Source organism: Acidovorax sp. 107 (assembly GCF_003058055.1).
Lineage (GTDB): Bacteria > Pseudomonadota > Gammaproteobacteria > Burkholderiales > Burkholderiaceae_C > Acidovorax.
Genome location: NZ_QBTZ01000001.1, coordinates 3,599,491 through 3,624,659 on the forward strand (window position 1 = coordinate 3,599,491; position 25,169 = coordinate 3,624,659).

Annotated in this window: 26 protein-coding genes and 1 tRNA gene; 11 read left to right on the forward strand and 16 right to left on the reverse strand. The window is 63.5% G+C overall.

The genetic code is table 11. The annotated features are described in order from the left end of the window. Positions 1-11: 11 nt before the first annotated feature. The 7 genes from rpoC (at position 12) to C8C99_RS16880 (ending at position 10,292) form a co-directional block, all read left to right on the forward strand. Complete coding sequence (gene rpoC, locus C8C99_RS16850; protein WP_056641833.1) at positions 12-4,247, forward strand: DNA-directed RNA polymerase subunit beta'; 4,236 nt, start codon at positions 12-14, stop codon at positions 4,245-4,247. A gap of 178 nt (positions 4,248-4,425) precedes the next feature. After that, positions 4,426-5,031, forward strand: coding sequence for a LemA family protein (locus C8C99_RS16855; RefSeq protein ID WP_082576816.1), 606 nt, complete (start codon positions 4,426-4,428; stop codon positions 5,029-5,031). An 18-nt stretch (positions 5,032-5,049) separates the two neighbouring features. Beyond that, positions 5,050-6,519, forward strand: coding sequence for a 16S rRNA (cytosine(967)-C(5))-methyltransferase RsmB (rsmB, locus tag C8C99_RS16860; RefSeq protein ID WP_233247249.1), 1,470 nt, complete (start codon positions 5,050-5,052; stop codon positions 6,517-6,519). Between the two features lie 37 nt (positions 6,520-6,556). Next, positions 6,557-7,141: a DUF4390 domain-containing protein gene (locus C8C99_RS16865; RefSeq protein WP_056642011.1), complete on the forward strand. Its 585-nt coding sequence runs from the start codon at positions 6,557-6,559 to the stop codon at positions 7,139-7,141. After that, entirely contained in the window at positions 7,138-9,432 is a 2,295-nt protein-coding gene (locus C8C99_RS16870) for an ATP-binding protein (RefSeq protein WP_108626364.1), read from the forward strand. The genes C8C99_RS16865 and C8C99_RS16870 overlap by 4 nt, the downstream gene beginning before the upstream one ends. A gap of 40 nt (positions 9,433-9,472) precedes the next feature. Next, positions 9,473-10,156, forward strand: a complete 684-nt coding sequence (locus C8C99_RS16875) for a response regulator (RefSeq protein ID WP_056641843.1) — start codon at positions 9,473-9,475, stop codon at positions 10,154-10,156. 60 nt (positions 10,157-10,216) lie between these two features. Next, positions 10,217-10,292, forward strand: a tRNA-Phe gene (locus tag C8C99_RS16880). A gap of 89 nt (positions 10,293-10,381) precedes the next feature. Here the strand turns inward: C8C99_RS16880 and C8C99_RS16885 are convergent. The 12 genes from C8C99_RS16885 to C8C99_RS16925 form a co-directional block, all read right to left on the reverse strand. Then, positions 10,382-10,957, reverse strand: coding sequence for a PIN domain-containing protein (locus C8C99_RS16885; RefSeq protein ID WP_108626365.1), 576 nt, complete (start codon positions 10,955-10,957; stop codon positions 10,382-10,384). Next, positions 10,958-11,425, reverse strand: coding sequence for a helix-turn-helix domain-containing protein (locus C8C99_RS16890; RefSeq protein WP_108626366.1), 468 nt, complete (start codon positions 11,423-11,425; stop codon positions 10,958-10,960). A 126-nt stretch (positions 11,426-11,551) separates the two neighbouring features. Continuing rightward, complete coding sequence (locus C8C99_RS24230; RefSeq protein WP_108626367.1) at positions 11,552-12,529, reverse strand: tyrosine-type recombinase/integrase; 978 nt, start codon at positions 12,527-12,529, stop codon at positions 11,552-11,554. Then, complete coding sequence (locus C8C99_RS23940) at positions 12,529-12,753, reverse strand: DUF4224 domain-containing protein (protein WP_056641853.1); 225 nt, start codon at positions 12,751-12,753, stop codon at positions 12,529-12,531. The genes C8C99_RS24230 and C8C99_RS23940 overlap by 1 nt, the downstream gene beginning before the upstream one ends. Before the next feature lie 10 nt (positions 12,754-12,763). Then, on the reverse strand, positions 12,764-13,276 hold the full coding sequence (locus C8C99_RS23945) for a hypothetical protein (RefSeq protein WP_158274173.1): 513 nt from the start codon (positions 13,274-13,276) through the stop codon (positions 12,764-12,766). Positions 13,277-13,394: 118 nt separating this feature from the next. Next, entirely contained in the window at positions 13,395-13,703 is a 309-nt protein-coding gene (locus C8C99_RS16905; RefSeq protein WP_056165032.1) for a hypothetical protein, read from the reverse strand. 25 nt (positions 13,704-13,728) lie between these two features. Continuing rightward, positions 13,729-14,961 (reverse strand): phage/plasmid replication protein, II/X family, encoded by a 1,233-nt coding sequence (locus C8C99_RS16910; protein ID WP_158274174.1) that lies wholly within the window; start codon positions 14,959-14,961, stop codon positions 13,729-13,731. A 204-nt stretch (positions 14,962-15,165) separates the two neighbouring features. Continuing rightward, positions 15,166-15,327 carry a hypothetical protein gene (locus C8C99_RS23950; RefSeq protein WP_156391387.1) on the reverse strand — a complete coding sequence of 54 codons (162 nt, stop codon included), beginning with the start codon at positions 15,325-15,327 and terminating at the stop codon, positions 15,166-15,168. 259 nt (positions 15,328-15,586) lie between these two features. After that, complete coding sequence (locus tag C8C99_RS16915) at positions 15,587-15,832, reverse strand: hypothetical protein (RefSeq protein ID WP_056641863.1); 246 nt, start codon at positions 15,830-15,832, stop codon at positions 15,587-15,589. Between the two features lie 354 nt (positions 15,833-16,186). Continuing rightward, a complete protein-coding gene (locus tag C8C99_RS23955) occupies positions 16,187-16,333 on the reverse strand; it encodes a hypothetical protein (RefSeq protein ID WP_158274175.1) in 147 nt (48 codons plus the stop codon). Continuing rightward, positions 16,330-16,974, reverse strand: a complete 645-nt coding sequence (locus C8C99_RS16920; protein ID WP_108626370.1) for a helix-turn-helix transcriptional regulator — start codon at positions 16,972-16,974, stop codon at positions 16,330-16,332. Before C8C99_RS16920 ends, C8C99_RS23955 begins: the two co-directional genes overlap by 4 nt. A 141-nt stretch (positions 16,975-17,115) precedes the next feature. Further along, positions 17,116-17,715, reverse strand: coding sequence for a helix-turn-helix domain-containing protein (locus C8C99_RS16925; RefSeq protein WP_108626371.1), 600 nt, complete (start codon positions 17,713-17,715; stop codon positions 17,116-17,118). Between the two features lie 362 nt (positions 17,716-18,077). Here C8C99_RS16925 and C8C99_RS16930 point away from each other — a divergent pair, with 362 nt between their 5' ends. Beyond that, positions 18,078-19,331, forward strand: a complete 1,254-nt coding sequence (locus tag C8C99_RS16930; protein ID WP_056641872.1) for an Hsp70 family protein — start codon at positions 18,078-18,080, stop codon at positions 19,329-19,331. A gap of 101 nt (positions 19,332-19,432) precedes the next feature. Here C8C99_RS16930 and rsmI read toward each other — a convergent pair whose 3' ends face one another. After that, positions 19,433-20,362, reverse strand: a complete 930-nt coding sequence (rsmI, locus tag C8C99_RS16935; RefSeq protein WP_056641875.1) for a 16S rRNA (cytidine(1402)-2'-O)-methyltransferase — start codon at positions 20,360-20,362, stop codon at positions 19,433-19,435. On the opposite strand from rsmI, the gene C8C99_RS16940 reads away from it, so the two are divergent. From C8C99_RS16940 to C8C99_RS16950, 3 genes are all read left to right on the forward strand, one after another. Next, entirely contained in the window at positions 20,362-20,772 is a 411-nt protein-coding gene (locus C8C99_RS16940; RefSeq protein ID WP_056641878.1) for a YraN family protein, read from the forward strand. The genes rsmI and C8C99_RS16940 overlap by 1 nt on opposite strands. 90 nt (positions 20,773-20,862) lie before the next feature. Continuing rightward, positions 20,863-21,462: an SIS domain-containing protein gene (locus tag C8C99_RS16945; RefSeq protein ID WP_056641881.1), complete on the forward strand. Its 600-nt coding sequence runs from the start codon at positions 20,863-20,865 to the stop codon at positions 21,460-21,462. Next, positions 21,459-22,124 (forward strand): BON domain-containing protein, encoded by a 666-nt coding sequence (locus C8C99_RS16950; protein WP_056641885.1) that lies wholly within the window; start codon positions 21,459-21,461, stop codon positions 22,122-22,124. The genes C8C99_RS16945 and C8C99_RS16950 overlap by 4 nt, the downstream gene beginning before the upstream one ends. Before the next feature lie 192 nt (positions 22,125-22,316). Here the strand turns inward: C8C99_RS16950 and C8C99_RS16955 are convergent, their stop codons facing one another. The 3 genes from C8C99_RS16955 to C8C99_RS16965 all read right to left on the reverse strand — a co-directional run bounded on the left by C8C99_RS16955 (position 22,317) and on the right by C8C99_RS16965 (position 25,161). Continuing rightward, positions 22,317-23,231 carry an NAD(P)-dependent oxidoreductase gene (locus tag C8C99_RS16955; RefSeq protein WP_056641888.1) on the reverse strand — a complete coding sequence of 305 codons (915 nt, stop codon included), beginning with the start codon at positions 23,229-23,231 and terminating at the stop codon, positions 22,317-22,319. A gap of 99 nt (positions 23,232-23,330) precedes the next feature. Further along, positions 23,331-24,467: a PilT/PilU family type 4a pilus ATPase gene (locus C8C99_RS16960; RefSeq protein WP_056641891.1), complete on the reverse strand. Its 1,137-nt coding sequence runs from the start codon at positions 24,465-24,467 to the stop codon at positions 23,331-23,333. A 58-nt stretch (positions 24,468-24,525) separates the two neighbouring features. Next, complete coding sequence (locus C8C99_RS16965) at positions 24,526-25,161, reverse strand: cyclic nucleotide-binding domain-containing protein (protein WP_056641894.1); 636 nt, start codon at positions 25,159-25,161, stop codon at positions 24,526-24,528. Positions 25,162-25,169: the final 8 nt, after the last annotated feature.

Genomic DNA, 25,169 nt, shown 5'->3' on the forward strand with positions numbered 1-25,169 from the left:
AAAGAGTCACTATGAAATCGCTACTCGACCTGTTCAAGCAATTCACGCCGGATGAGCACTTCGACGCCATCCGCATCGGCATGGCTTCGCCCGAAAAGATCCGTTCGTGGTCTTTCGGTGAAGTGAAGAAGCCTGAAACCATCAACTACCGCACGTTCAAGCCCGAGCGCGACGGCCTGTTCTGCGCCAAGATTTTTGGTCCCATCAAGGACTACGAATGCCTGTGCGGCAAGTACAAGCGCCTCAAGCACCGTGGCGTGATCTGCGAAAAGTGCGGCGTTGAAGTCACGCAGACCAAGGTGCGCCGCGAGCGCATGGGCCACATCGACCTGGCCGCGCCTTGCGCCCACATCTGGTTCCTGAAGTCCCTGCCTTCGCGTCTGGGCCTGGTGCTGGACATGACGCTGCGCGACATCGAACGCGTGCTGTACTTTGAAGCCTACGTGGTGACCGACCCTGGCATGACCCCGCTGAAGAAGTTCAGCATCATGTCCGAGGACGACTACGACGCCAAGCGCAAGGAATACGGCGACGAATTCATCGCCAAGATGGGCGCCGAAGGCATCAAGGACCTGCTCGAATCCATCGACATCGACCTGTCGATCGAGCGCCTGCGCGGTGACTTGACCGGCTCCGAAGTCAAGGTCAAGAAGAACGCCAAGCGCCTGAAGGTGCTCGAAGCGTTCAAGAAGTCGGGCATCAAGCCCGAGTGGATGGTGCTGGAAGTACTGCCCGTGCTGCCCCCGGACCTGCGTCCGCTGGTGCCGCTGGACGGCGGCCGTTTCGCCACGTCCGACCTGAACGACCTGTACCGCCGCGTCATCAACCGCAACAGCCGTCTGCGCCGTCTGCTGGAGCTGAAGGCCCCTGAAATCATCGCCCGCAACGAAAAGCGGATGCTGCAGGAAGCCGTGGACTCGTTGCTGGACAACGGCCGCCGTGGCAAGGCCATGACGGGCGCCAACAAGCGCGCTCTGAAGTCCCTGGCCGACATGATCAAGGGCAAGTCGGGCCGTTTCCGCCAGAACTTGCTGGGCAAGCGCGTGGACTACTCCGGTCGTTCCGTGATCACCGTGGGCCCAACGCTCAAGCTGCACCAGTGCGGTCTGCCCAAGCTGATGGCCCTGGAGCTGTTCAAGCCCTTCATTTTCTCGCGCCTCGAAGCCATGGGCATCGCGACGACGATCAAGGCTGCCAAGAAGGAAGTCGAATCCGGCACCCCCGTGGTGTGGGACATCCTGGAAGAGGTCATCAAGGAACACCCCGTGATGCTGAACCGTGCGCCTACGCTGCACCGTTTGGGTATCCAGGCGTTCGAGCCCATCCTGATCGAAGGTAAGGCCATCCAGCTGCACCCGCTCGTTTGCGCGGCCTTCAACGCCGACTTCGACGGTGACCAGATGGCTGTCCACGTACCGCTGTCGGTGGAAGCGCAGATGGAAGCCCGCACGCTGATGCTGGCCTCCAACAACGTGCTGTTCCCCGCGTCGGGCGAACCCTCCATCGTTCCTTCGCAGGACGTGGTGCTGGGCCTGTACTACGCCACCCGTGACCGCATCAACGGCAAGGGTGAAGGCCTGGTGTTTGCTGACACCGGTGAAGTGCAGCGTGCCTTGGACGCTGGCCAGGTCGAACTGGCTGCCAAGATCACGGTGCGCATGACCGAGTGGACCAAGAACAAGGAAACGGGCGAATTCGTGCCTTCGACCTCGCTGGTGGAAACCACTGTGGGCCGTGCATTGTTGTCCGAGATCCTGCCAAAGGGCCTGCCGTTTTCCAACATGAACAAGGCGCTCAAGAAGAAGGAAATCTCGCGCCTGATCAACGTGTCCTTCCGCAAATGCGGTCTGAAGGAGACGGTGGTGTTTGCCGACAAGCTGCTGCAAAACGGCTTCCGTTTGGCCACGCGCGCCGGTATCTCGATCGCCATCGACGACATGCTGGTGCCGCCGCAAAAGGCCGGCATCATTGAGCGCTCCGAGAAGGAAGTCAAAGAGATCGAACAGCAATATGTGTCCGGTCTGGTGACGTCTGGCGAGCGCTACAACAAGGTGGTGGATATCTGGGGCAAGGCCGGCGACGAAGTGTCCAAGGTGATGATGGCCCAGCTGTCCAAGCAGAAGGTCATGGACCGCCACGGCAAGGAAGTGGACCAGGAGTCCTTCAACTCCATCTACATGATGGCCGACTCCGGTGCCCGCGGCTCTGCTGCCCAGATCCGTCAGGTGGCCGGTATGCGGGGTCTGATGGCCAAGCCAGACGGCTCGATCATCGAGACACCCATTACCGCGAACTTCCGCGAAGGTCTGAACGTGCTGGAGTACTTCATCTCCACCCACGGTGCCCGTAAGGGTCTGGCCGACACGGCGCTGAAGACCGCTAACTCCGGTTACCTGACCCGCCGTCTGGTCGACGTGACGCAGGACTTGGTCGTGACCGAAGAGGATTGCGGCACTTCCAATGGTTCGCTGATGCGCGCCATCGTCGAAGGCGGTGAAGTGATCGAGTCGCTGCGCGAACGTATCCTGGGCCGTACGGCGGCTGAAGACGTGCTGCACCCCGAAAACCGCGCGGTGCTGGTCGAAGCCGGCGTGATGCTGGACGAAGACCTGATCGAAGAGCTGGAAGCTGCCGGCGTGGACGAAGTGAAGGTGCGCACGGCCCTGACCTGCGAAACCCGCTACGGCCTGTGCGCCAAGTGCTACGGCCGCGACTTGGGCCGCGGTGGCCTGATCAACCTCGGCGAAGCCGTGGGTGTGATCGCCGCCCAGTCCATCGGCGAACCCGGCACGCAGCTGACCATGCGTACGTTCCACATCGGTGGTGCCGCTTCGCGTGCTGCCATCGCTTCGAGCGTGGAAGCCAAGTCCAACGGCGTGATCGGCTTCAACGCCACGATGCGCTACGTGAGCAACACCAAGGGCGAGCTGGTGGTGATTGCGCGTTCGGGTGAAATCATCATCCAGGACGAGCATGGCCGCGAGCGCGAGCGCCACAAGGTGCCTTACGGCGCGACGCTGACGGTGAAGGCCGACCAGCAGATCAAGGCCGGCACGATCCTGGCCAACTGGGATCCGCTGACCCGACCCATCATCACCGAGTTCGCCGGTCAGACCAAGTTCGAAAACGTCGAAGAAGGCCTGACGGTGGCCAAGCAGGTCGATGAAGTGACCGGCCTGTCCACGCTGGTGGTGATCGATCCGAAGCGCCGCGGTGCCGCCAAGGTCGTTCGTCCTCAGGTGAAGCTGATCGACGCCCAGGGCAACGAAGTGAAGATCCCTGGCACTGACCACTCGGTGACCATCGGCTTCCAGGTCGGCGCCCTGATCCAGGTGCGTGACGGCCAGGACGTGGGCCCTGGCGAAGTGCTGGCGCGTATTCCGGTCGAAGGCCAGAAGACCCGCGACATTACCGGCGGTCTGCCCCGCGTTGCCGAGCTGTTTGAAGCCCGTACGCCCAAGGACAAGGGCACGCTGGCCGAGATGACCGGTACCGTCTCGTTCGGCAAGGAAACCAAGGGCAAGGTGCGCCTGCAGATCACCGACCCAGAAGGTCGCGTGTTCGAAGAGCTCGTGCCCAAGGAAAAGAACATCCTGGTGCACGAAGGCCAGGTGGTGAACAAGGGCGAATCGATTGTGGACGGCCCGGCCGACCCACAAGACATCCTGCGTTTGCTGGGTATCGAGGAGCTGTCGCGCTACATCGTTGATGAAGTGCAGGACGTGTACCGCTTGCAAGGCGTGAAGATCAACGACAAGCACATCGAGGTGATCGTTCGCCAGATGCTGCGCCGCGTCGTGGTCGAGAACGTTGGCGAGTCGAACTACATTGCCGGCGAGCAAGTCGAGCGCTCCGAGATCCTCAACACCAACGAGGCTCTGCAGGCCGAGGGCAAGATCCCCGCGACCTACAGCAACCTGCTGCTGGGTATCACGAAGGCATCGTTGTCCACCGACTCGTTCATCTCGGCCGCTTCCTTCCAGGAAACGACCCGCGTGCTCACCGAGGCTGCCATCATGGGCAAGCGCGACGAGTTGCGTGGCCTGAAGGAAAACGTGATCGTGGGCCGCTTGATCCCCGCCGGTACGGGTCTGGCCTACCACCAAGCACGCAAGGCCAAGGACGCCATGGACGACGCCGAGCGCCGCGCCATCGCCGAAGCCGAAGCCGCCGAAATGGCAGCCCAGTCGGACGCCTCGGATGTGGACAGTGGCAGCGTCACTGCCACCGACGCAGCGGCAGACTGATAGAAAACAGCAAGGCCTGCTCAGGCCCTGCTGCGGTCGCCACAGCGCCCCCGTCCTGTCCCAGGCAGGCCGGGGGCGTTTTTGATGGGCGTGTGTCTTTTCACTGCCCGTCGTTTGTTTCAATCTTCTGCTTTTCGGGCCGAAACGGGTGTAGCCGCACCTGCTTTGGCAACTGCGCATGTTGTGGTCATCGCCCCTTTTCTGGATTGCTTTTGCCGTCTTTCTGTTCTGGGCCCTGGGGGCCTACAACCGTCTGATGCGCCTGCGCTCGGCCGTTGTTCAGTCGTTCGGCAGTTTTGACGCGCACATGGTGCGGCTGGTGGCCTTGCTCGGCGAGTTCGGGGCGGCGCAGACGGTACAGCGCGGCAGCCTGCTGGCCGATGGGGGTGCGCAAGAGCTGGCCGCGCTGCAGGGTGCCGTGACGCAACTCAGTGCATCGCTGGCTGTGGCACGCGCCCGCCCATTGCAGGGCGATGCGGTGGCCGCGTTGGCGGCTGCCCGTGAGGTGCTCCGTGCGACTTGGGCCACGGCCTTGCAGAAGCTGCTGGCCGACCCTGCGCAGCCAGCGCCGCTGGCTTTGGGGGACGATACCGACGTAGCCCCGACGACTGCGCCTGTGGTGCTGTCCGTGTGGCAGGTTCGCTGGGAGGAGCATGCCGTCCAGAACGAGCAGGCGATTCGCGTGTTCAATGAGGCCGTGGTGCAGTACAACGCTGCCATTGCCCAGTTCCCGGCCCGCCTGCTGGCTTGGGTGTTCGGCTTCAAGGCGGCGCGTGCGCTGTAACCCGTTTTCAGTATCACGATGACTTCACCTCCCCACAATCGCTCCCGCCATGCGGGTGGCAATGCGCCACGCCCTGTGCGCGCAGGCTCCGGCCCGTCTCTGCGAGCGGGTTTTGCTGCGGTTCCGCCGGGTGCAGCGCCCTCGTCGGGTGCCACGCCCGTTCCCCTTTGGCGCTTGCTGACGGCGGTGGCGGGCGCCTTGCAGGCGATCCGGGGTGGGCAATCGGGCACGGCAGCGCTGGCGGCGGTGGACACGGCCTTGCGCCCTGGCGTGCAGGCCCTGCTGTTTCAGGTACTGCGCCAGGCTGGGCGGGCCGAGGCCCTGCGCCGACAGCTGGCCGCCCGCGCTCCCGCACCCGCCGCCGATGCCCTGCTGTGCAGTGCACTGGCGCTTTGCTGGGACCCGCAGGCCTCGCCCTATGAGCCCTTCACTCTGGTGAACCAGGCGGTGGAGGCAGCCAAGCACCACCCGGGCACACGCGCGCAGGCTTCGTTCATCAACGGCTGCCTGCGCCGCTTTCTGCGCGAGCGCGACGCCCTGGTGGCTGCCACCGACAACGACCCCGTGGCGCGCTGGAATCACCCGGCATGGTGGGTGCAGCGCCTGCGCAAGGACCACCCCCAGCATTGGGAGCAGATCCTGCAGGCCAACAATGCCCACGCACCCATGGTGTTGCGGGTTAATGAACAAAAGTGCACGGTAGTGCAGTATCTGTCTGCCTTGAATGCTATTGTTTTGGGAGCAATCGCGGTGGGCCAGCACGGCGTCGCCCTACGCCAGGCGGTGCCCGTGCAGTCGCTGCCACACTTTGCTGAGGGCTGGGTGTCGGTGCAAGACGCCGCCGCCCAACAGGCAGCTCCTTTGCTGCTCCAAGGGCTGGACCTGAGCCAGCCCCTGCGAGTGCTCGACGCCTGTGCCGCCCCCGGCGGCAAGACGGCGCACCTGCTGGAGATGGCAGGGCCGCAGTCTCCCCTGCAGGTCACGGCACTGGAGATCGATGCCACGCGTAGCGCGCGTATTGGTGAAACCTTGCAGCGGCTGGGGCTGACGGCCCAGGTTTTGGTGGCCGATGCCGCGCGCCCGCAAGACTGGTGGCAGTCGCAGTGTGGCGGTGCGTTGTTCGACGCCATCCTGCTCGACGCACCGTGCACAGCGTCCGGCATCGTGCGGCGCCACCCGGACGTGCGCTGGCTGCGCCGGGAGTCCGACATCGCCCAGCTGGCTGCCCTGCAGGCTGCCCTGCTCAAGGCCCTGTGGCCGCTGTTGCGTCCCGGCGGGCGCCTGCTGTATTGCACTTGCTCCGTCTTCCGGGCCGAGGGCGATGCCCAGGTGCAAACGTTTCTTGCACACAACACCGATGCGCAATTGCTGCCTTCGCCGGGCCATTTAATTCCCGGCAACACGGACAAGGGCGGGGCTGTCCCGGACAATCTGAGCGGTGACCACGACGGCTTTTTTTACGCACTGTTGCAAAAATCGGCGCAATGAGCCCGGTAGGGCCCATTGGTTGCTCGTGTGTGTGTGCATGTGGCTCCTTTGGGTGGGCATGTTCTGCCTGGCGCCACAGGCCTCGGCCGCGCAAGCCGCTTCCACCGAAGTTGGCGACCTGCGGCTGGACCGCGGTGATGACGGCCTGTATCTGAGTGCCACCCTGCAGTTTGAACTCCCCGATCTGGCCGAGGACGCCCTGCAAAAAGGCATTCCCATGTTCTTCGTGGCCGATGCTCAGGTACTGCGTGACCGCTGGTACTGGTCGGACCGGCAGGTGGCCGAGACCACAAGATACTTCCGCCTGAGCTACCAGCCGCTCACCCGCCGGTGGCGCCTGAACATCTCTTCGACACCCTTTACCAACAGCGGCCTGGGGGTCGTGCTGGGTCAAAACTTTGACAACTATGCCGATGCCCTTTCGGCTATTCAGCGGTTTTCACGCTGGAAGATCGCTGAACGCGATGTGATCGAGTCTGATGCTGTGCATACGGTGAACTTCCGCTTCCGCCTGGACATGTCCCAACTGCCGCGACCCTTCCAGATCGGCGCAGTCGGCCGGTCGGGCTGGAATCTGCTGGTCTCCCGCAGCCAGCGCTTGGGCGCAGAACCCGCCAAGTGAGCACTTCCCCCCCATCCACCGGCGTTTCGGCATCGACCCACGCCACGGCCCGCCAGTCCCGCGCAGTGCGCTGGGCCGTGGGCGTCGGCGCGGCCATCATGTCGGCCATCGGCTTGGTGCTGCTGTTCTTGCTGACGCTGGCCACCAACAATCGCGTGCTGTACGAGCGCAACTACGCCTGGCTGTTTGGCGTCAACGTGTTTGTGGCGTTGCTGCTGCTGCTGGTGCTGGGCTGGGTGGCGGTGCGCCTGGGCTTGCGCTTGCGCAAGGGGCGCTTTGGCAGCCGCCTGCTCGTCAAGCTGGCAGCCATTTTTGCGCTGGTGGGGCTGATGCCGGGGCTGCTGATCTATGTGGTGTCTTACCAGTTCGTCACGCGCTCCATCGAAAGCTGGTTCGACGTGAAGGTGGAGGGGGCGCTGTCCGCGGGTGTCAACCTGGCCCGTGTGTCGCTCGATTCGCTGGCCACGGACATGGCGGCCAAAACCCGCAATGCCAGCACCCAGGTGGCTCAGGTGCCCGATGCCGCTGCGGGCCTGGTGCTGGAGCGCATTCGCGACCAGCTGGGCGCGACCGACGTGGTGCTCTGGAACGCGTCCGGCCAGGCAGTGGCCAGCGCGGGGCAGTCGCGGTTCAGCCTCAACCCGGAGCGGCCGGGCGCCGCCTCGCTGCGCACCGCGCGCCAGCAGCGCGCCACGGCGCAGATTGAAGGGTTGGACGACATTGCCGACCCTGCATCCGCGCAGAACGCGCGGGTCAAAGTGTTGGCGCTGGTCAGCAGCCCCAGCGTGGGCCTGTTGATGGAGCCGCGCTATCTGCAGGCCACCTTGCCCCTGCCGCCGGCTCTGGTGGCCAATGCCATCGCCGTGCAGGAAGCCAACCGCGAATACCAGGAGCGTGCGCTCGCCCGGGGCGGGCTGCGGCGCATGTATGTGGGCACGCTCACGCTGAGCCTGTTCCTGGCCGTGTTCGGAGCCGTCTTGTTGGCCGTGCTGCTGGGCAACCAGCTGGCGCGGCCCCTGCTGGTGCTCGCCGAAGGGGTGCGCGAGGTGGCGGCTGGCAACCTGAGCCCCAAGGCCGCGCTGCAGAGCAAGGACGAGCTGGGCGGCCTCACGCGCTCGTTTGCATTGATGACGCAGCAACTGGCAGACGCGCGCCAGGCGGTGGAGCAGAGCATGGGCGAGGTCGATGCCTCGCGCGCCAACCTGCAGACCATCCTGGACAACCTCACGGCGGGCGTCATCGTGCTGGACGCGCAGGGACTGATCCGCTCGTCCAATCCGGGCGCTACCCGCATCCTGCGCGCCCCCATGGCTGCGTACGAGGGGCGGCCATTGTCCGAAGTGCCTGGGCTTGCCGAGTTTGCCGCGTCCGTCCAAGGCCATTTCGATGCGTTTCTGGGGGACCATGAACGCCATGGCCTAGACCATTGGCAGCAGCCGTTTGAGCTGCATGCCTCCTCCGGCGGCGCCGGACAGCACGCTACCAGCCTGGTCGCGCGGGGGGCCGAGCTGCCCGATGCCACCCGACTGTTGGTTTTTGACGACATTTCGGAGATCGTTTCCGCCCAGCGCGCGCAGGCTTGGGGCGAGGTGGCGCGCCGGCTGGCGCACGAAATCAAGAACCCGCTGACCCCTATCCAGCTCTCCGCCGAGCGGCTTGAAATGAAGCTCTCGGGCAAGCTGCCAGACGCGGAGCAAGCCATCCTCGCCAAGTCCGTCAAGACCATCGTCGATCAAGTCGATGCAATGAAGCGGCTGGTCAACGAGTTCCGCGATTACGCCCGTCTGCCCGCTGCAGAACTGCATGCGCTGGACCTCAACGCACTGGTCGCCGACGTGCTTCATTTATATGGCGCAGAAAACGCCACCGTGCCTGTAGAAGCCGAGCTGGACCCGCGTTGCCCCTGGATTGCGGGCGATGCGCAGCAGTTGCGGCAGGTCGTGCACAACCTGCTGCAGAACGCCCAGGACTCCACCGAGCAGGCCCGCGCCGGGGCTTCCGAGCCGGTGCCGCCGGTGCGCATCAGCACCCGCTGGAGCGAATCGTCACGCCGCGTCCGGCTCACGGTATCGGACAGTGGCGGGGGCTTTCCGTCGCACATCCTGCAGCGCGCTTTCGAGCCCTATGTCACCACCAAACCGCGAGGCACCGGCCTGGGTTTGGCCGTGGTCAAAAAGATCGCAGATGAGCACGGCGCGCGCATCGAACTGTCCAACCGTACCGAAGACGGCGTGGTCCGCGGCGCCCAAGTGTCGTTATCATTCGCCCCTGAACCAGCGGTGGCGTCATAACAACACCGCCCCGCAGTACCCCCAAGGCGCTTCAACACACATGGCAAACATTCTGGTGGTCGATGATGAGCTCGGCATTCGTGACCTGCTGTCGGAAATCCTGAACGATGAAGGTCACAGCGTAGACCTCGCAGAAAACGCCACCCAGGCCCGAGCGGCCCGGGCGGGCAACGCCTATGACCTGGTGCTGCTGGACATCTGGATGCCCGATACCGATGGCGTCTCTTTGCTCAAGGAATGGGCCACCGCCGGCGTGCTGACCATGCCGGTCATCATGATGAGTGGCCACGCCACCATCGACACGGCGGTAGAGGCCACGCGCATCGGCGCCTTCTCGTTCCTCGAAAAGCCCATCACCCTGCAAAAGCTGCTCAAGGCCGTGGAGCAGGGTCTTGCCCGCAACGCCGCCCACCAGGCTGCGCCCGTGGCTGCCGTGGCCGCGCCCGCTAGCGCGCCGGCCGACCCGACCTTCTCGCAGCTGCCTGCCGTTTCGGCGGTGATGGCCGGGGTGGACCCCGGCCCGCACGCCCACCAGGGCTTCGACCTGGACCGCCCCTTGCGCGAAGCGCGCGACGGTTTTGAGAAGGCTTACTTTGAGTTCCACCTGGCCCGCGAAGGCGGCTCCATGACCCGCGTGGCCGAAAAGACCGGCCTGGAACGTACCCACCTGTACCGCAAGCTGCGTCAGCTGGGCGTGGACCTGGGGCGCGGCAAGCGCGGCTGAACAATTAATTTGTGCCTTTGGCCGGAAGCGCTGATTTTTCTGGCTATAATTTGAGGCTCAGGCCCGGTAGCTCAGTCGGTAGAGCAGAGGATTGAAAATCCTTGTGTCGGTGGTTCGATTCCGCCCCAGGCCACCAGTAAGCATGCGCCCCAGCGCCCGAAAGGGTTCTGGGGCGTTTCTACATTTCCGCGCGCATTTCTACAAAAAGCGGAATTGGGATGGGCTCTAGATCAAGCCTTGTGCCTCGCGCAGGTGAGCCGCAGAGAGCGGCATCATCCTTTTCTCCAACGCCTCAATCAGTTCGTCGGCGGAGCGCGGAGGGTTTTTCCAGCGCGCACGCATCATCTTGATGGCTTCGAGGGCGCTCAATTCTTGGAGCTGGAGCTGGTTCATCACGAAGTCGTCCGGGTGCTGAACCTCAATGCCGTGAGGGGCCAAGACCGATAGAGGGAAGTCCTTGGTGTTGAACGTGACAATTGCATCGGCATGGCCCGCGATCGCTGCAGCCAAGACGTGTTGATCCTTAGGATCAGGCAGCGTGATACAGCCCACGAGGGGCTGATAGTTCTGGACCAAACAATCTGGGATCGCTCGGTTCATCGCGGCCACGATGGCTGGTAATTTGCTTGCGTACTCCGGTTTGTCTTGGGCCAGGTTGCGCGTCCATTCTTCATGAATCGCATCGGTCCATCGGGCGTGATACAGGCCCGCTGCAGCTAGGCTGAGCAAGAGATCACGAACGAGAGTCGGATACAGCGTGTTGGCATCCAAGATCGCCGTGTAACGTGCTGAGCCTGCCATTCAAAATTCCATTCCTAGGTCTTCTGACAGGTCTGTCAGCTCTTGAAGAGCGGCAGCGGTGTTCGTCCGTTGCTCAGCTTTGTAACGCTGGAGTTCAGCGTACTCAATGCGCCGATGCCGATTGACCTTGTGGCACTTCAATCGACCGGCCTCAATCTCCTTGATGACGAAGGGGCGCGAGACGTTGAGGAAGGCTGCTGCCTCTTGGGTTGTCAGCTCGTGCCTTTGAGGCATGAGGACGATGGGCTGCTGCTGGGCCATTCTCTTCAGAACTTCGGCGAAAAATCGCAGGGCCTGTGGAGGAAGCACCAGCGCCGGTGCGTCTGTCTCTTTGCCGCCCTCATCGACCAGCACGATGCGTGGCGCATTCGAGTGATCTAGGGCTGTAGTGAGGCAGCGATAGGCCACCTTGGCCATTTCCGCGTCCTCTTCGCTCACTACTGGATCAAGCAGGTCTGGCGCTTTCATTTGGTTCTCCTTGGGGTGCTCAGAAAAGACTTTGAGTCATTTTATGCATATTCGCATTATTCGAATCAATCGAATTAAACGAAGTTCCCCTGAGCGTGATCTGCACGTATCCAACCAAGAGGGTAGCTACCGGAGGGGTCTTACGCGCTCTCCCACTCGACTTTTCACATAGTGCTCTGTCATCTCCCGATTCTTGTGCGCCAGCAGCTTCTGCGAGTGTGCAAGGTCGCCCGTGTCGGTCGCAGCCTTCGCCCGGATATCCCGGAACTGAAAATCCACCTTCGCCAGCGTGCGCGCCTTGTCAAAGCGCGAGCGCAGCGCCCCCTGGCTGAGCGGCTGGCCGTTCTCGTCCTGAATCAGAAACGCGCTGATGGCCTTCCGGGGCCGCTGGTTGATGCGTTCGATCACGGCGGCCAGCTCGCCCGTTATCTCGATGCCCAGGCGTGCTCCGGTCTTGTTCTGCACGATCCACAAGGCGCCGTCCCGAATGTCGGTGCCCTTGATCTTGAGCACATCGGCGGGGCGCTGGCCGGTGAGCAGGGCAATGTCCATGGCGTCCACCACAGTGCAATGCGCGTTGGCCCGCACGCGGTCGAATTCCTCGTCGGTGACATAGCGAGAGCGCCCAGTTTCCTTGAAGCCCTTCACGCCCTGGCAGGGGTTCTGCGCGGTGGTGAAACCCCATTCCCTGGCCTTGTTGAAGATGTGCGAGAACAGGGCCTTCTCGCGGTTGGCGCGCACCTTTGCCACCTGGCCGCGCAGGTCCATGTACTGGCGGATGTGCATGGGGGCGATGGCCTCGATTGGCATGTGGCCGAACACGCGCAGCAGGTTGGCAAGTTCCTTGTCGTTGTCGCGCCTGGTCTGCACGCTCTTGGTGGAGAACACCTCGCGCACGTACCGCCTGGCCACCACTGAAAAAAGCCGGGTCGATTCGTCTTCCCGCACCCCTTCACGCTGTGCCCAGAGGCGCAGAGCTTCGGCGCGGTCGTTGGAGAGTTTGGTCCACACGCGGGGCAAGGTGCCGCTGACGTGATACCAGACGTTGCCCTTGCGGTGAAAGCGCGGGGGATCATCAAAGTTGGATTGCCTACGCCGACCCATTACGCCCCCTGCAGCGCCCTGAAATTGGGCTGGTAGCTCTGTTCCTCGGGAGCCCCGCAACCCAGCATCTTTTCTGCGTATTTGCGGGCCACGATGGCCTGACGATTGCCGTTGATCTCGAAACGCCAGCCCTTGGTGCGCAGCCACTCCACTTGCCTTTTTGGGGTCTTGAACCCGGTGAGCGTGCTGAGTTCATCGGCGGTGAGAAAGAGCGGCGAGTCCACGGTCCCCCCCTCAGCGGCGAGCAGCAGCGCGCGTGCGTTCCAATGCCTGCATGGCCTGTGTGGCGCGTGGCGAAACGGGTGCGGGGGGCGCGTTCTGGATGGGCGCAGAGGCTTCGAGAGGCAAAGGCAGTGCGGCATCGGCATCGAAGGTTGGAGGCTGCTGGTGGCCGAGGTCGGGCAGCTCTTCAAAAAGTGGTTCATTGGCTGAGCCCGCATGCATGGCACGAAGCCCCGTGATGATGTCTTTGGCCTTCTGGTACTGGTCCTGCAGGATGCAGACCTGCCGGTACAGCAGGCGGATTTCGTTCACCTGCTCAGTGAAAATTTGGGAGCGGCCGTATTGCGACTCCCAGAAGAGAGCCAGTACAGCAGCGCGCGGGGGCCTGCCTTCAGACAGCCACCGATAAACAGTGCGTTCCGTGACGCCCAGGTGCTTGCGAACGCGCTGGACTCCCCCCAGCTCATCAATGAACATGCGCAGCAGCTCGGGCCCGTAGATGTCTTTGGGTGCGTGGAAGAACATGGGAAACCTCGTTTCGTGGCCGCTGGTGGCCTACATGGGGTAAGCTGCCAGGGCCGATCACGGATAGGGTTTTGTGGTTTGGTGGGCGCTCATGTGTTGCTGCACGTGAGCGCTTTTTTTATTCCGACTCGGGCAGCTTGAATGGCTGCTGGAACTTGGCTTTCACCAGCGTCACAGTGGCTGTGCCATCTTTTCCCGGCCTGGTCTTGGTCGTGATGTCGTAGATGGCCGGGGCGCCGTAGTGCTTGATGTCGTTGAACACCTCGTCGCTGATGGCAACCTTCATCGGCTTGTCGCCTACCGCGTTGGGTGTCTCGACCTGGGTGTCGCTGATGAAATAGACGTTGGCGCCCTTGATGATTTCGCCGGTTTTTTCGCTGGTGAATTCGTACCGGTCGGCACGCAATACGAGAACGGTTTCGCTCATGATGATTTCCTTGGGGAAGATGGCCTTACGCGGCCAGTTGGAGTAGTCCGCTTCGGTAGTCGAAGGCGGGTCTTTCGCGCACCAGGCTGGTACAGCGCCTGGCGTTTGCACGAACGGGGGAGAAATCAGCGGGCAGCATTTGCCCCTGACGCTCAATGAGTTGCATGTCGGTGGCGAGCCAGGACACGCCCGCTTCTTCGAGGTGTTTGCGAAGGCGGTAGAAGGTCGGTCGAGTGACGCGCTTCTTCATGTCTTCTTCGCCATGGGTGGCAAGACCCAGCCAGAAACCGTGCAAGCGGGCGGCCAGCTCCGGTGAGTGAAGGGCTTCTACGCGATCCCGCACTGCCAGGCTGGAACGGACCACGTTCACACCATCACGACCCTCACGCATCAGGCGGGCAATTTCCTTGTCGAAGACGGCTTGCAGATAGTCGGTGGTGACCTCGCGCACCTTGGGCTTGTGGCCGAAGTCGTAGTCCAGCTTTTCTGCATGGACTTCCACCTCGGCGCGCAGGCGGTTGTTTGCAAGGCGCTGGATGGCCGCAACCTTGCGATATGCCTGCCGTTGGGCCCAATCTGGGGCGGCGTCGCGCGGCTTGTTTTCCTGAAAGAAGTTGCGCAGCACCCAGGCCAGGCGCTTGCGGTCGTTCTTCTGGAACTCGGGCCCCTTGTGGTACAGCTTGATCGTTGTGGTGGTGCCCGGCACGAAGATCGACTCGTTGCCGTATTTCTGCATCTTCCGGCGCGGGAAGGCCACGTGGTAGATGCCCTCGAAGAACTCCTGCACCGCCTGGTAGGGCAACTGGAAAGACTCGGCCCAGTCCACACGCTGCACGGTCCAATTGCCGGTGTGAGGCAGTTCAATGCCCATGAGCTGCTGCAGCAGCGTGCGCACGTTCTCGCAGGCTGTTTGCATGTCCTCGATCACCCCATAGACGTTCTGGCCGTGCATGGCCTTGGGGACTGAGCACTCGACGATCAGATAGGGCGGGCTAGGGTGCCATTCGGGCTTGCCGCTCTTGGACTTCTGGCAGTCCTCGTACATGGGTTTGACCATGATGCGTGAGTCGTAGGAGCCCTTGAGGTTGGTGCGGGTGACCTCCCACAGCAGCTCCCCGGTTTCGTTGAGCACCTGGCAGTAGCTCTGTCCCTGGGCTTTGACCTTGTCCACGATGTTGCGGGCCATGTAAGGGCTTTTGATCCGTACCGTATCGAGTCCCATGAGCTGCTGCGCTTCGCTGGCTGCTGTCTCACTCATGAGACTCATACGGGGTGTTACTGCCCGTGAAGGGGAAAATTTGTGCCGTTGCACGGGTGGCCTCCTGTGGTCGTTGGGGTGCGGCCTTTGCGCCAGAAAATGGACGGCGATGCAGGCCCGTGGCGGGCTGTGTGGGCGCGCGATGCAATGCGCGGGTGGTGGGGGTGGTCCACCAGGCGAAGGTGGGCTGTGCGGGCTTCTGGCTCATACCTTCACCCAGGGCCACAGCAGCGCGAGCTGCACGGGCTTGATGAACAGGAAGATGCCCTCGTGGTCGATAGAGAACGAGAAAGGGCCGGTGTTGGCCGAAGGGTTGGAGAGCACGTACCAATCGAGCTTGGCAACGCCCAAATCGAGTTTGACCATGATTCAGAGCCTCTGTGTGAGGTGTTGATGGGGTGACCTGGGCTGGGTCTGCGGCGGGGCGCTGTGGCCCTGCGTCCAGCCCGCTGCGTGTGATGAAAACCGTGCGGGGGTCTTGCCATGTCAGGAGAAAACCGGCAGCGCGCCAGACGGCCACATAGCCATCGAAGCACTGCAGCAAGCGGAAGCGCTTGCAAACGCCGTTGGGAAGGGTGGCCGTGGCGATGAAAGGCGAAGGGGGCGCGGCGGTCGTGCTCATGCCTCAGGCCTTTCGTTTGGGGCTGGCGATGGCCGCCAAAACGCGGGGCTCCAGCTCATTCATGCCTGGCGTGTCCAGGGTGCCCAGCAGGGCGAGGCGAACGGCCTTCAATGCAGCCCAAAGATTGGGCAGCGCGCCCAGCTTGATTTCGGCGGCGTCCTGGCCGTCGCGCAGCATGCGTTCCAGAACCTCATTGGCGGCATCGTTCAGCTCGTAGAGCTGTTCTTGGGAAAGGGTGAGCAACGGCATGTCAGGCTTCCATGGGGGTGAAGCGAGCGGGGAACTGGCAGGCGCACGCGGTGGCGCTGGCAGTGCTGGGCGCGAGCGCCCTGATGGACGTGGTTCCCTCCTCCCCCGCATGCACTGGCGTGCAAGCGGGTGCCCCGGTCGGCGCCTTGTGGCGCCACGTCTGGGCAGGGCGGGGGGATGCGCAGGCACCCTGTTTGGCATTGAAAGGGGCCGCCTGGCTGCTGCGTGCGTGTTGGCCGCCGCTACTGCGCGTAGGCCAGTCGGTGCCCGCTGCTGTCTGCGCGACCGCCGCAGACGCAACAGGCCCGAAACCCGCATCAGAACTGGGTTTTGACGGTTCTGACCGCATCAAAATCACCGTCCGGTGGTCTGATTGCGTGCTGTCGGATCGCTCTTGGACGCAAGCGCCAGCATCAAAAGCAGTCCGATAACGCCGGCGGCCAGGGCTGCGCCCTTGCCAGAGCCGGCGACCATCGAGATAGGGGTGGTGAAGGTGTTCATGCTGCCTCCGCTTCGGCATCGGCAGGGTCAGCCTCGGGCAGCAGATCGGCCAGTGGCGATGCCGCCAGGTAGCCCGAGAGCCAGTCCCCCATGGTCTTGGGCTGGGCACCTTCTGGCAACTTGCGGGCGATGTTCCGGCCCTGCAGCATCAGGATGGCCACGTAGTTCAAGGCCAGCAGCGCGAAGATTTCGCGGATTGCGTTCTCGGTGGCTTCCGAGAATTCGCCACCGAAAAATCCACCCGTGGCGAACTCGGTGTTCAGGATGTCGCCCACCTTGAGGCGGTTGGCCTCGATCAGGTCAGCGAGCTTTTCCGCCTGGGCTGCGGGCACATCCTCAGACAGCAGGATGGCAGGGCGCGTGATGCGCTTGACCATGCCGCCCAGGCCCTGCAGCAGGTCTTGGTCGCTGGTGTCCTGCGCTTCGGGGAAGTCCTGGCCCTGTTCCTTGTATTGGGCTTCGAGGTAGGTGCGCAGTTGGGCCTGCTGGGAGGCAGAGAGATTGCGGGTTTCGTTGCGGAACTCGCTGATGTAGGCCTTGGACAGGCCGGTCCCCTCTGCAATTGCCGCAACCGTTAGGTTGAGGTCTTTGGCTGCCTGGCGCAGCTGTTCGGGCGAAACGCCCTTCTTTGATGTGTTCATGTATGCCTCGTGTCAAAAACACCCACATGGGTGTAATTGAGACTTTATGGCATGGTTTTGAAAACGTCAAATTTATTTTTTTGCAGACCTGATGAAGTGAGCGTTGGGGGGAGCGGGTTGTAAAACTTTCTAAGAAAGGCGCTAGGTTGGATCGCCCCGATTCACCTTGTCGGTTTCGTCCGCTGCCGTGAGGATAGAGGCGGCGTACTTTCGAGCGACTTCTGTATCGACCAGCAGCTTCCCGTGAAGGGTGGCTTCAAATTTGCCCGTCGCCACAAAGAGATTGATGCCACTTTCGGCCTCTGCAGACCTGCGGCGCTCTACCGTTGCCTTCACTCCGTGTCTTGCCGTAGCGAGGGCATTGGCGAGTTGGTAGAAAGCTGCGCACTCGCTTGAGGAGAGAAGCGGGAGCAAAAATTCCAATCGAGTCTTGTAGTCAATTGGCTCAGCGGAAGTTGACTCCATCTTGTGGTGCCACGTCCGTTCAGGAAACGGGTTCTCATCTCCAAAAATGAGTCGGTTGGGACTGATTCGGAGGACTTGGCATAGCTGCTTGATCTCACGAGCTCCGGGAAAATTTCTTCCCGTTTCATATCCCTTGATGGCGGAAAGCGATACCTGACTGCGCGTTGCTAGCTCTGCCTGGGTGAGGCCAAGCAGCTCACGAGCCTTGATGATCTCGGAGCCAATGGTCTGTTTCTCTGCCTGAAGCTCGGGAGTGTCGTTGGTAGATCCTGCCATCGGCGCAGTCTATCGCACGGATGGGCTTGCGGTGCTTCTACAAATCGGAGGGGAGCGACGGATTCATGCGGCTCGACGTGGCACAATCCCGCTCCCTTTTGTAGAGGGCTTTTTCTTGTTGGCCGTTGCTGCGCAAGGATTTTTTGAGAGATTGAAAATCCTTGTGTCGGTGGTTCGATTCCGCCCCAGCCACCAAATAAAAGCCCTTGATTTGTAAGAATCAAGGGCTTTTTCAATTGCACGCTGCCAACGCGGGTCACGCCCGCACGGCTGGTGCCGTATGCCGCGGTCCTGCCGTTGCCTTGGTGCGGGCTGCCGTCGGCACCGCGCCGCATTCCTTGTTGTCTCTCCCCACATCTCCCATGCTCCTTCTGCAGGACACCACCCTTGGTATCGACTTTGGCACTTCCAATTCCGCGATGGCGGTGCGGCGGGGTGCGGGCCTGTCGCGAATGGTGGCACTGGAGGGGGATGCCCCCACGTTGCCCACGGCACTGTTCTTCAATGCGGAAGACCAGCGCACGCACTTTGGGCGCGATGCGGTGGCGCAGTACCTGGCGGGTACCGAGGGGCGGCTGATGCGCTCGCTCAAAAGCCTGCTGGGCAGTGCGCTCCTGCAGGACAAAACCGCAGTGCATAACCAGCTGGTCAGCTACCAGGACATCATCGGCCTCTTCTTGCGGATGCTGGCGCAAAAGGCCCGTGACGAGCTGGGTGGTATGCCCGCGCGGGTGGTGATGGGGCGGCCGGTGCATTTTGTGGACGGCGATGCCGCGCGCGATCAGCAGGCCGAAGACGCGCTGCGCCAGGCCGCGCTGTCTGCAGGGTTCGAGAACGTGAGCTTTCAGTTCGAGCCCATTGCGGCCGCGCTGGACTATGAGCAGCGCATCGACCGGGAGTCGCTGGTGCTGGTGGTGGACATTGGCGGCGGCACCTCGGACTTCACCGTGGTGCGCCTGGGCCCCGAGCGCATGGCCCGGGCCGACCGTAGCAGCGATGTGCTGGCCACCACCGGCGTGCACATCGGCGGCACGGACTTTGACCGGCGCCTGAGCCTGGACCTGCTCATGCCGCTGCTGGGCTTTCGCCACATCGGCCCGACGGGGCGCGAGGTGCCCAGCCGCGTGTTTTTTGACCTCTCGACCTGGCACCTGATCCAGTGGCTGTATTCGCCGCGCGCGCTGCGCGACGCGCAGAACTTGCGCACCGACTATGCCGATGCCGCGTTGCACGCCCGGCTGATGCGGGTGCTGAACGAGCGGCTGGGCCACCGCCTGGCCAACACGGTGGAGCAGGCCAAGATCGCGGCTTCGCTGGCCGATGCCGAGGCGCCCATGCCGCTGGATTGGGTCGAGGCCGGGCTCAGCGCAGCGGTTACGCCGCCCGGATTGGCGCAGTCCTTGGCGCAGCCGCTGGAACAGGTGGTGGCCTGCGCACGCGATTGCCTGCAGCTGGCGGGCTTGGGCGATGGGGGGGTGGATGCGATCTACCTGACCGGGGGCTCGTCGGCATTGCGGCCCTTGCGGCAGGCGCTGCGCACGGCCTTCCCGGCAACCCCGCAGGTGGAGGGCGATCTGTTTGGCGGGGTGGCTGCGGGCCTGGCGGTTTCGCGGTAGTGATGCACCCCAGATCGCTATCAATTAAATAGCTGACAGAGCATGTTGCACTAGCGCTACCGCCCGAAAACGCTCAAAACGCTGCTTAGAAGCATCTGGCGTCAGTCCTGCGCCCCGTCTTCGCGCTTCCACTCCAGCGCGGTGTCGTACAGCAGGTTGCGCGATGCGCCCGTGATCTCGGCAGCCAGGCGCACGGCGGTCTTCAGGGGCAGCTCGGCCAGCAACAGGCGCAGCACGCGGTGGCTGTCGCCCGCGTCGCTGACCACCGGCACCGGGTGCAGCAGCACCACAAACTCGCCGCGCGAGCGCTGGGGGGACCCATCCAGCCACGCGGTCAGCGCCTGTGCGGGCTGGGTGGTGACTTCTTCAAACTGTTTGGTCAGCTCGCGCGCCAGGGTGACGGGGCGCTCGCCCAGCACGGCCAGGGCCTGGGCCAGTTCGCCAATGCGATGGGGGGCTTCGAGCAGCACCACGCACCGGGGCTCGTGGGCCAGCTGCTGGGCAATCACGTTGGCACGTTCCGCGTTCTTGACGGGCAGGAAGCCTGCAAACACAAAGCCGCCATGCTCGGTGCTGTGGGCCACGGCGCCGGCCACGCTCAGTGCGGTGGTGATGCTGCTGGCGCCCGGCAGTGGCACGGCGCGCAGGCCTGCGGCCTGTACTGCCGCTACCAGACGTGCGCCAGGGTCGCTCACGCCGGGGGTGCCTGCGTCGCTCACATAGGCCACGCGCTGGCCTTGCTGCAGCCGGTGCACCACGTTCTGCGCGGCTTCGGCCTCGTTGTGCTGGTGCACGGCCAGCAACTGGCTGGCGCCCTTGTCGATGCCGTAGGCACGCAGCATGGACTGCGTATGGCGCGTGTCTTCGCAGGCCACCGTGTCGGCCAGTTGCAGCACGTGCAGGGCCCGCAGGGTGATGTCGGCCAGGTTGCCGATGGGCGTGGCCACCACGTACAGCGCGCCCTGCGGATAATGCTGCGCAGCGGCGGCGTCGTGCGCCGCGCTCTGGGCTGAAGCGAAAGATGCGCTCAATGAATTTCCTTGGAAAAAGACCACCCGACGTTGCCGCCCCAGGCGCTGCCAAAAAAGTCACCACGCGTGATCGAGGTAACGCTGCCGAGGATCAGGCATTGACCCATCTGCAGGCGGCCGGCCTGCAGCTGGCGGTGCGCAATTATCGGACGCCCGGGCGCGGCGGGGGTGAGATTGATCTGGTGATGCGCGACCGGGACGGCACCCTGGTGTTTGTGGAGGTGCGCAGCCGCACGCATGGCGGCTTTGGCGGCGCCGGGGCCAGCATCAGCGCGACCAAGCAGCAGCGCATCATCTTTGCCGCGCGGCACTACCTGATGCGCTTGCCGTCGCCACCGCCCTGCCGTTTTGACGTGGTGCTGGTGGAGGAGGGGGTGCAGTGGCTCAAGGCGGCGTTCGATGCGCAGTAGCGGCGGGCGACCCACTGGCCGCCAGCGCAATGCAGGTGGCTACCGTTTGCTACAAAAGCTGTAACACGCGGCGGGTATCATCGGGCCCTCATGCTTGAGCAACGCATCCAACAGCATTTCATCGACAGCGCCGACCTGAAGTACCAGGCCGCGCAAACCCTGAGCCACCCCATTGCCGCTGCCGTACAGGCCGTGCTGGCCTGCGTGACGAGCGGCGGCAAGGTGCTGGCCTGTGGCAACGGCCCGTCAGCCGCCGAGGCGCAGCAGTTCGCCGCTTTTTGTGTGGCCGGCTTTGAGCGCGAACGCCCCGAGCTGGCGGCGCTGGCGCTCACATCGGACAGCACGCTGCTCACGGCGGCTGTGGGCGGCACCGATGCCGCCCAGCAGTTTGCGCGCCAGGTGCGTGCGCTGGGCCAGGCGGGCGATGTGCTGCTGGCGCTCACCGTCCATGGCAACGACCCTAACCTGCTGGCTGCCGCCGAAGCCGCGCACGAGCGCGACATGACCGTGGTGGTGCTGGCAGGTCGCACCGGCGGCAAGCTCGCCGCCATGCTGCGGGAAACCGACGTCTTGATCAGCGTGCCCCACGACCGTGCGGCACGCGTGCGCGAAGTCCATACGCTGGTACTGCACTGCCTGAGCGACGGCGTGGACGCACAGTTACTTGGTGAACAGGAGATTCCACTATGAACCCAACAACCCTGAACCGCACCCGCCGCGTGGTGGGCACTGCCCTGGCTGCCGCCACGCTGGCGGCGGCACTATCGGCCTGCGCGCCCCTGATCGTCGGCGGCGCCGTGGTCGGTGGCGTGATGGCGGTAGACCGCCGCACGACAGGCACCCAGATCGAGGATGAGGGCATTGAGCTGCGCGCTGCCAACCGCATTCGCGAAGCGCTGGGCGACCGGGCCCATGTCAACGTGACCAGCTACAACCGCCAGGCGCTGTTGACCGGTGAAGTTGCCACGGCCCAGGACCGCCAAGCGGTGGAGCAGATGGTGTCACAGGTGGAGAACGTGCGTTCGGTCGTCAATGACCTGGCGGTGATGCCCCCCTCCACGCTGAGCCAGCGGTCCACGGACACCTTCATCACCGGCAAGGTGCGCGCGAGTCTGGTGGATGCGCAGGACATCTCGGCCAACTCCTTCAAGGTGGTGACCGAGCGCAACACGGTTTACCTGATGGGCCGTGTCTCGCAGCGTGAGGCCAACCGTGCCACGGACATCGCCCGTGGCGTGAGCGATGTGCGCAAGGTGGTGCGCGTGTTCGAGATCGTTTCGGAAGAAGAACTGCGTCGCATCGCGCCGCAGCCCGCGCCCGTTACCACCGATACCAAGCCTTCCGGGGGCTGAGGACGGCAGCATCAGACCGTAGGGTCCAAGTCCCAGGCCGCGTTGCGTGGCCTGGGACTTTTTCTTGAAGTGCAGCTATCGCCGTGCATGCTGCACGGGACTGGCGCAGCACCCGCAAATGCTCCCGAGGAGCCGCTGGTTGAGCCGTTGTGCCTTCCCTGGGGGGTGGCACCGCTGGCGCGGCTCAAGAGGCTATTTCAAGCGTTGGATCAGGCTGGACGTATCCCAGCGGTTGCCACCCATCTTTTGTACATCGGCGTAGAACTGGTCCACCAGCGCCGTCACGGGCACGCGCGATCCGTTGCGCTTGGCCTCATCCAGCACCAGGCCCAGGTCCTTGCGCATCCAGTCCACGGCAAAGCCAAAGTCGAACTTGCCGTCCACCATGGTCTTGCCACGGTTGTCCATCTGCCAGCTTTGCGCGGCGCCCTTGCCAATGACTTCCAGCACCTGCTTCATGTCCAGCCCGGCGTTCTGGCCAAACGCCACGGCTTCCGACAGGGCCTGCACCAGCCCGGCAATGCAGATCTGGTTGACCATCTTGGCCAACTGGCCCGAGCCGCTGGCGCCCAGCAGCGTGAAGGCGCGCGAGAACGCCATGGCTACGGGCTGAGCGGCCTCGAAGGCCGCGGCGTCGCCACCGCACATTACCGTGAGCAGGCCGTTCTGTGCCCCGGCCTGGCCGCCGGACACGGGCGCATCCACAAACTGCAGGCTCAGTGCCTGGGCGGCGGCATACAGCTCGCGCGCCACTTCGGCCGATGCCGTGGTGTGGTCCACAAAAATCGCGCCGGGCTTCATGCCCGCAAAGGCGCCATCGGCACCCAGCGTGACCGAGCGCAGATCATCGTCATTGCCCACACAGCAGAACACGATGTCGGCGCCCGCGGCTGCCTCGCGGGGCGTGGCTGCATGTTTTGGGGCTTTGGTGCCCGCATATTCTGCGCACCATGCTACGGATTTGGTAGCGGTGCGGTTGTACACCGTGACTTCATGGCCGGCCAGCGCCAGGTGGCCTGCCATGGGGTAGCCCATCACGCCCAGGCCCAGAAAGGCGACCTTGCGGGAGGGGGTTGCGTCGTAGTTGCGGGGATTGGTGCTTGGCATGGTGTGATCGCGTGATGATCTGAAAGTATGGGTGAAAACGAAAACCCGCCCAGGAGGGCGGGTGAAGCTGGGCGAAGGCGTGTGGGGCTGGCTCTGGCGTCACACAATCGCGAAATGCTCGGTGCCCTGCGCCAGATCGGGCGACTTGGCGCGCTGGCTGTTGAGCTTGATCTGCAGGCGCAGGTCATTGAGCGAGTCGGCATTGCGCAGCGCGTCTTCGTAGCTGATGACGTTGGCCTCGTAGGCATCGAACAGCGCCTGGTCGAAGGTCTGCATGCCCAGGTTGCGGCTCTTCTTCATGATCTCCTTGATCTCGGAGACCTCGCCCTTGAAGATCAGGTCGGAGATCAGCGGGGTGTTGAGCATCACTTCCACCGCGGCGGCGCGGCCCTTGCCGTCCTGCTTGGGGATCAGGCGCTGCGAGACCATGGCGCGCAGGTTGAGCGACAGGTCCATCAGCAGCTGGGCGCGGCGCTCTTCAGGGAAGAAGTTGATGATCCGGTCCAGCGCCTGGTTGGCGCTGTTGGCGTGCAGAGTGGCCAGACACAAGTGCCCGGTTTCGGCAAATGCCACCGCGTGTTCCATGGTCTCGCGGTCGCGGATTTCGCCCATCAGGATCACGTCGGGGGCCTGGCGCAGCGTGTTCTTCAGGGCGGCTTCCCAGCTGTCGGTATCGAGGCCCACTTCCCGCTGCGTCACCACGCAGTTCTTGTGGGGGTGCACAAACTCCACCGGGTCTTCCACCGTGATGATGTGACCGAACGAGTTCTCGTTGCGCCAGTCCACCATGGCGGCCAGCGTGGTCGATTTGCCCGAACCCGTGGCACCCACCAGGATGCACAGGCCGCGCTTGGTCATCGTCACTTCCTTGAGCACCTGCGGCACGCCCAGGCCGTCGATGGTGGGCAGCGTGAGCGGAATGGTCCGCAGCACCATGCCCACCTTGCCCTGCTGGATGAAGGCGTTGACGCGAAAGCGCCCAATGCCAGCCGGCGAGATGGCGAAGTTGCACTCCTTGGTGCGCTCGAAGTCGGCCACCTGCTTGTCGCTCATGACCGCGCGTGCCAGCGTGAGTGTGTGGTTGGGCGTGAGTGGCTGCGGCGATACCTTGGTCACCTTGCCATCGACCTTGATGGCGGGCGGAAACTCTGCCGTGATGAACAAGTCGCTGCCATTGCGGCTCACCATCAGCTTGAGCAGGTCATTGATGAATTTACTGGCCTGATCGCGTTCCATCAAAAGTTCTCCCGGGGGTGGTCGTCTGCCGGACGATCTTGTGTCATGGATAGGTGCATCATTTCTGGTTGTCGCTCAGGCGCGCGCTCACCACGCGCAGGCGCAGCGACAGCTTGCGCGCCAGCAGGGCAATCAGGCTGGCGGCCAGTTGCGGGTCCTTGGTCATCATGTCGTCCATGGCCTCAGCAGACAGCACGGCGATCTCGCAGTCGGTCAGCGTGGTGCAGGCCGAAAAGCGGATGCCGCTGTCCAGCAGCGACATCTCGCCCAGGATGTCCCCCGGGCGCGTCTCGGCCAGGCGCAGCTGCTCGCCCCAGGGCTGCACGCGGTCCACGGCAATGGTGCCGGTGAGCAGCACCACCATGAAGTTGCCGTACTCGTCCTGGCGGATCACGTCACGGTTGGAGGGGATGGCCGCAAACTCGAAAAAGCGCTCCATGCGTTCCACGGCGTCCTTGTCCAGGTGCGCCATGTACTTGTCTTTGGCCCACAGGCCTTGCAGCAGCTTGCCGCCGCGGCTGGTGGGCAGGCGCTTGGCGCCCACTTCCACAGCGCGGGCCTCCCAGGGCACCAGCATGGAGTCGTCTACACCCTGGCCTGCAAAAGCGGTGGAGAACAGCACGGAATCCGTGTGATCGTCCGATGGCTTGCCGCTGCGGGCTTTCATTTTCAGAAGGCTCAAAATGCCTTTCATATCGCGCT

Excerpts from the sequence above, each read along its gene's own strand:
- C8C99_RS16925 (WP_108626371.1), bottom strand. The coding sequence starts at position 17,715 with ATGGCAGGATCTACCAACGACACTCCCGAGCTTCAGGCAGAGAAACAG.
- C8C99_RS24230 (WP_108626367.1), bottom strand. The coding sequence starts at position 12,529 with ATGGGTCGGCGTAGGCAATCCAACTTTGATGATCCCCCGCGCTTTCAC.
- C8C99_RS16875 (WP_056641843.1), top strand. The coding sequence starts at position 9,473 with ATGGCAAACATTCTGGTGGTCGATGATGAGCTCGGCATTCGTGACCTG.
- C8C99_RS16915 (WP_056641863.1), bottom strand. The coding sequence starts at position 15,832 with ATGCCGTTGCTCACCCTTTCCCAAGAACAGCTCTACGAGCTGAACGAT.
- C8C99_RS16865 (WP_056642011.1), top strand. The coding sequence starts at position 6,557 with ATGTGGCTCCTTTGGGTGGGCATGTTCTGCCTGGCGCCACAGGCCTCG.
- C8C99_RS16910 (WP_158274174.1), bottom strand. The coding sequence starts at position 14,961 with ATGAGTGAGACAGCAGCCAGCGAAGCGCAGCAGCTCATGGGACTCGAT.
- C8C99_RS16955 (WP_056641888.1), bottom strand. The coding sequence starts at position 23,231 with ATGCCAAGCACCAATCCCCGCAACTACGACGCAACCCCCTCCCGCAAG.
- C8C99_RS16950 (WP_056641885.1), top strand. The coding sequence starts at position 21,459 with ATGAACCCAACAACCCTGAACCGCACCCGCCGCGTGGTGGGCACTGCC.
- C8C99_RS16940 (WP_056641878.1), top strand. The coding sequence starts at position 20,362 with ATGAATTTCCTTGGAAAAAGACCACCCGACGTTGCCGCCCCAGGCGCT.
- C8C99_RS23955 (WP_158274175.1), bottom strand. The coding sequence starts at position 16,333 with ATGAACACCTTCACCACCCCTATCTCGATGGTCGCCGGCTCTGGCAAG.
- C8C99_RS16855 (WP_082576816.1), top strand. The coding sequence starts at position 4,426 with ATGTTGTGGTCATCGCCCCTTTTCTGGATTGCTTTTGCCGTCTTTCTG.
- C8C99_RS16885 (WP_108626365.1), bottom strand. The coding sequence starts at position 10,957 with ATGGCAGGCTCAGCACGTTACACGGCGATCTTGGATGCCAACACGCTG.
- C8C99_RS16960 (WP_056641891.1), bottom strand. The coding sequence starts at position 24,467 with ATGGAACGCGATCAGGCCAGTAAATTCATCAATGACCTGCTCAAGCTG.
- C8C99_RS16890 (WP_108626366.1), bottom strand. The coding sequence starts at position 11,425 with ATGAAAGCGCCAGACCTGCTTGATCCAGTAGTGAGCGAAGAGGACGCG.
- rsmB (WP_233247249.1), top strand. The coding sequence starts at position 5,050 with ATGACTTCACCTCCCCACAATCGCTCCCGCCATGCGGGTGGCAATGCG.
- C8C99_RS16920 (WP_108626370.1), bottom strand. The coding sequence starts at position 16,974 with ATGAACACATCAAAGAAGGGCGTTTCGCCCGAACAGCTGCGCCAGGCA.
- C8C99_RS16905 (WP_056165032.1), bottom strand. The coding sequence starts at position 13,703 with ATGAGCGAAACCGTTCTCGTATTGCGTGCCGACCGGTACGAATTCACC.
- C8C99_RS23945 (WP_158274173.1), bottom strand. The coding sequence starts at position 13,276 with ATGTTCTTCCACGCACCCAAAGACATCTACGGGCCCGAGCTGCTGCGC.
- rpoC (WP_056641833.1), top strand. The coding sequence starts at position 12 with ATGAAATCGCTACTCGACCTGTTCAAGCAATTCACGCCGGATGAGCAC.
- C8C99_RS16930 (WP_056641872.1), top strand. The coding sequence starts at position 18,078 with ATGCTCCTTCTGCAGGACACCACCCTTGGTATCGACTTTGGCACTTCC.
- C8C99_RS23950 (WP_156391387.1), bottom strand. The coding sequence starts at position 15,327 with ATGGTCAAACTCGATTTGGGCGTTGCCAAGCTCGATTGGTACGTGCTC.
- C8C99_RS16945 (WP_056641881.1), top strand. The coding sequence starts at position 20,863 with ATGCTTGAGCAACGCATCCAACAGCATTTCATCGACAGCGCCGACCTG.
- C8C99_RS16965 (WP_056641894.1), bottom strand. The coding sequence starts at position 25,161 with ATGAAAGGCATTTTGAGCCTTCTGAAAATGAAAGCCCGCAGCGGCAAG.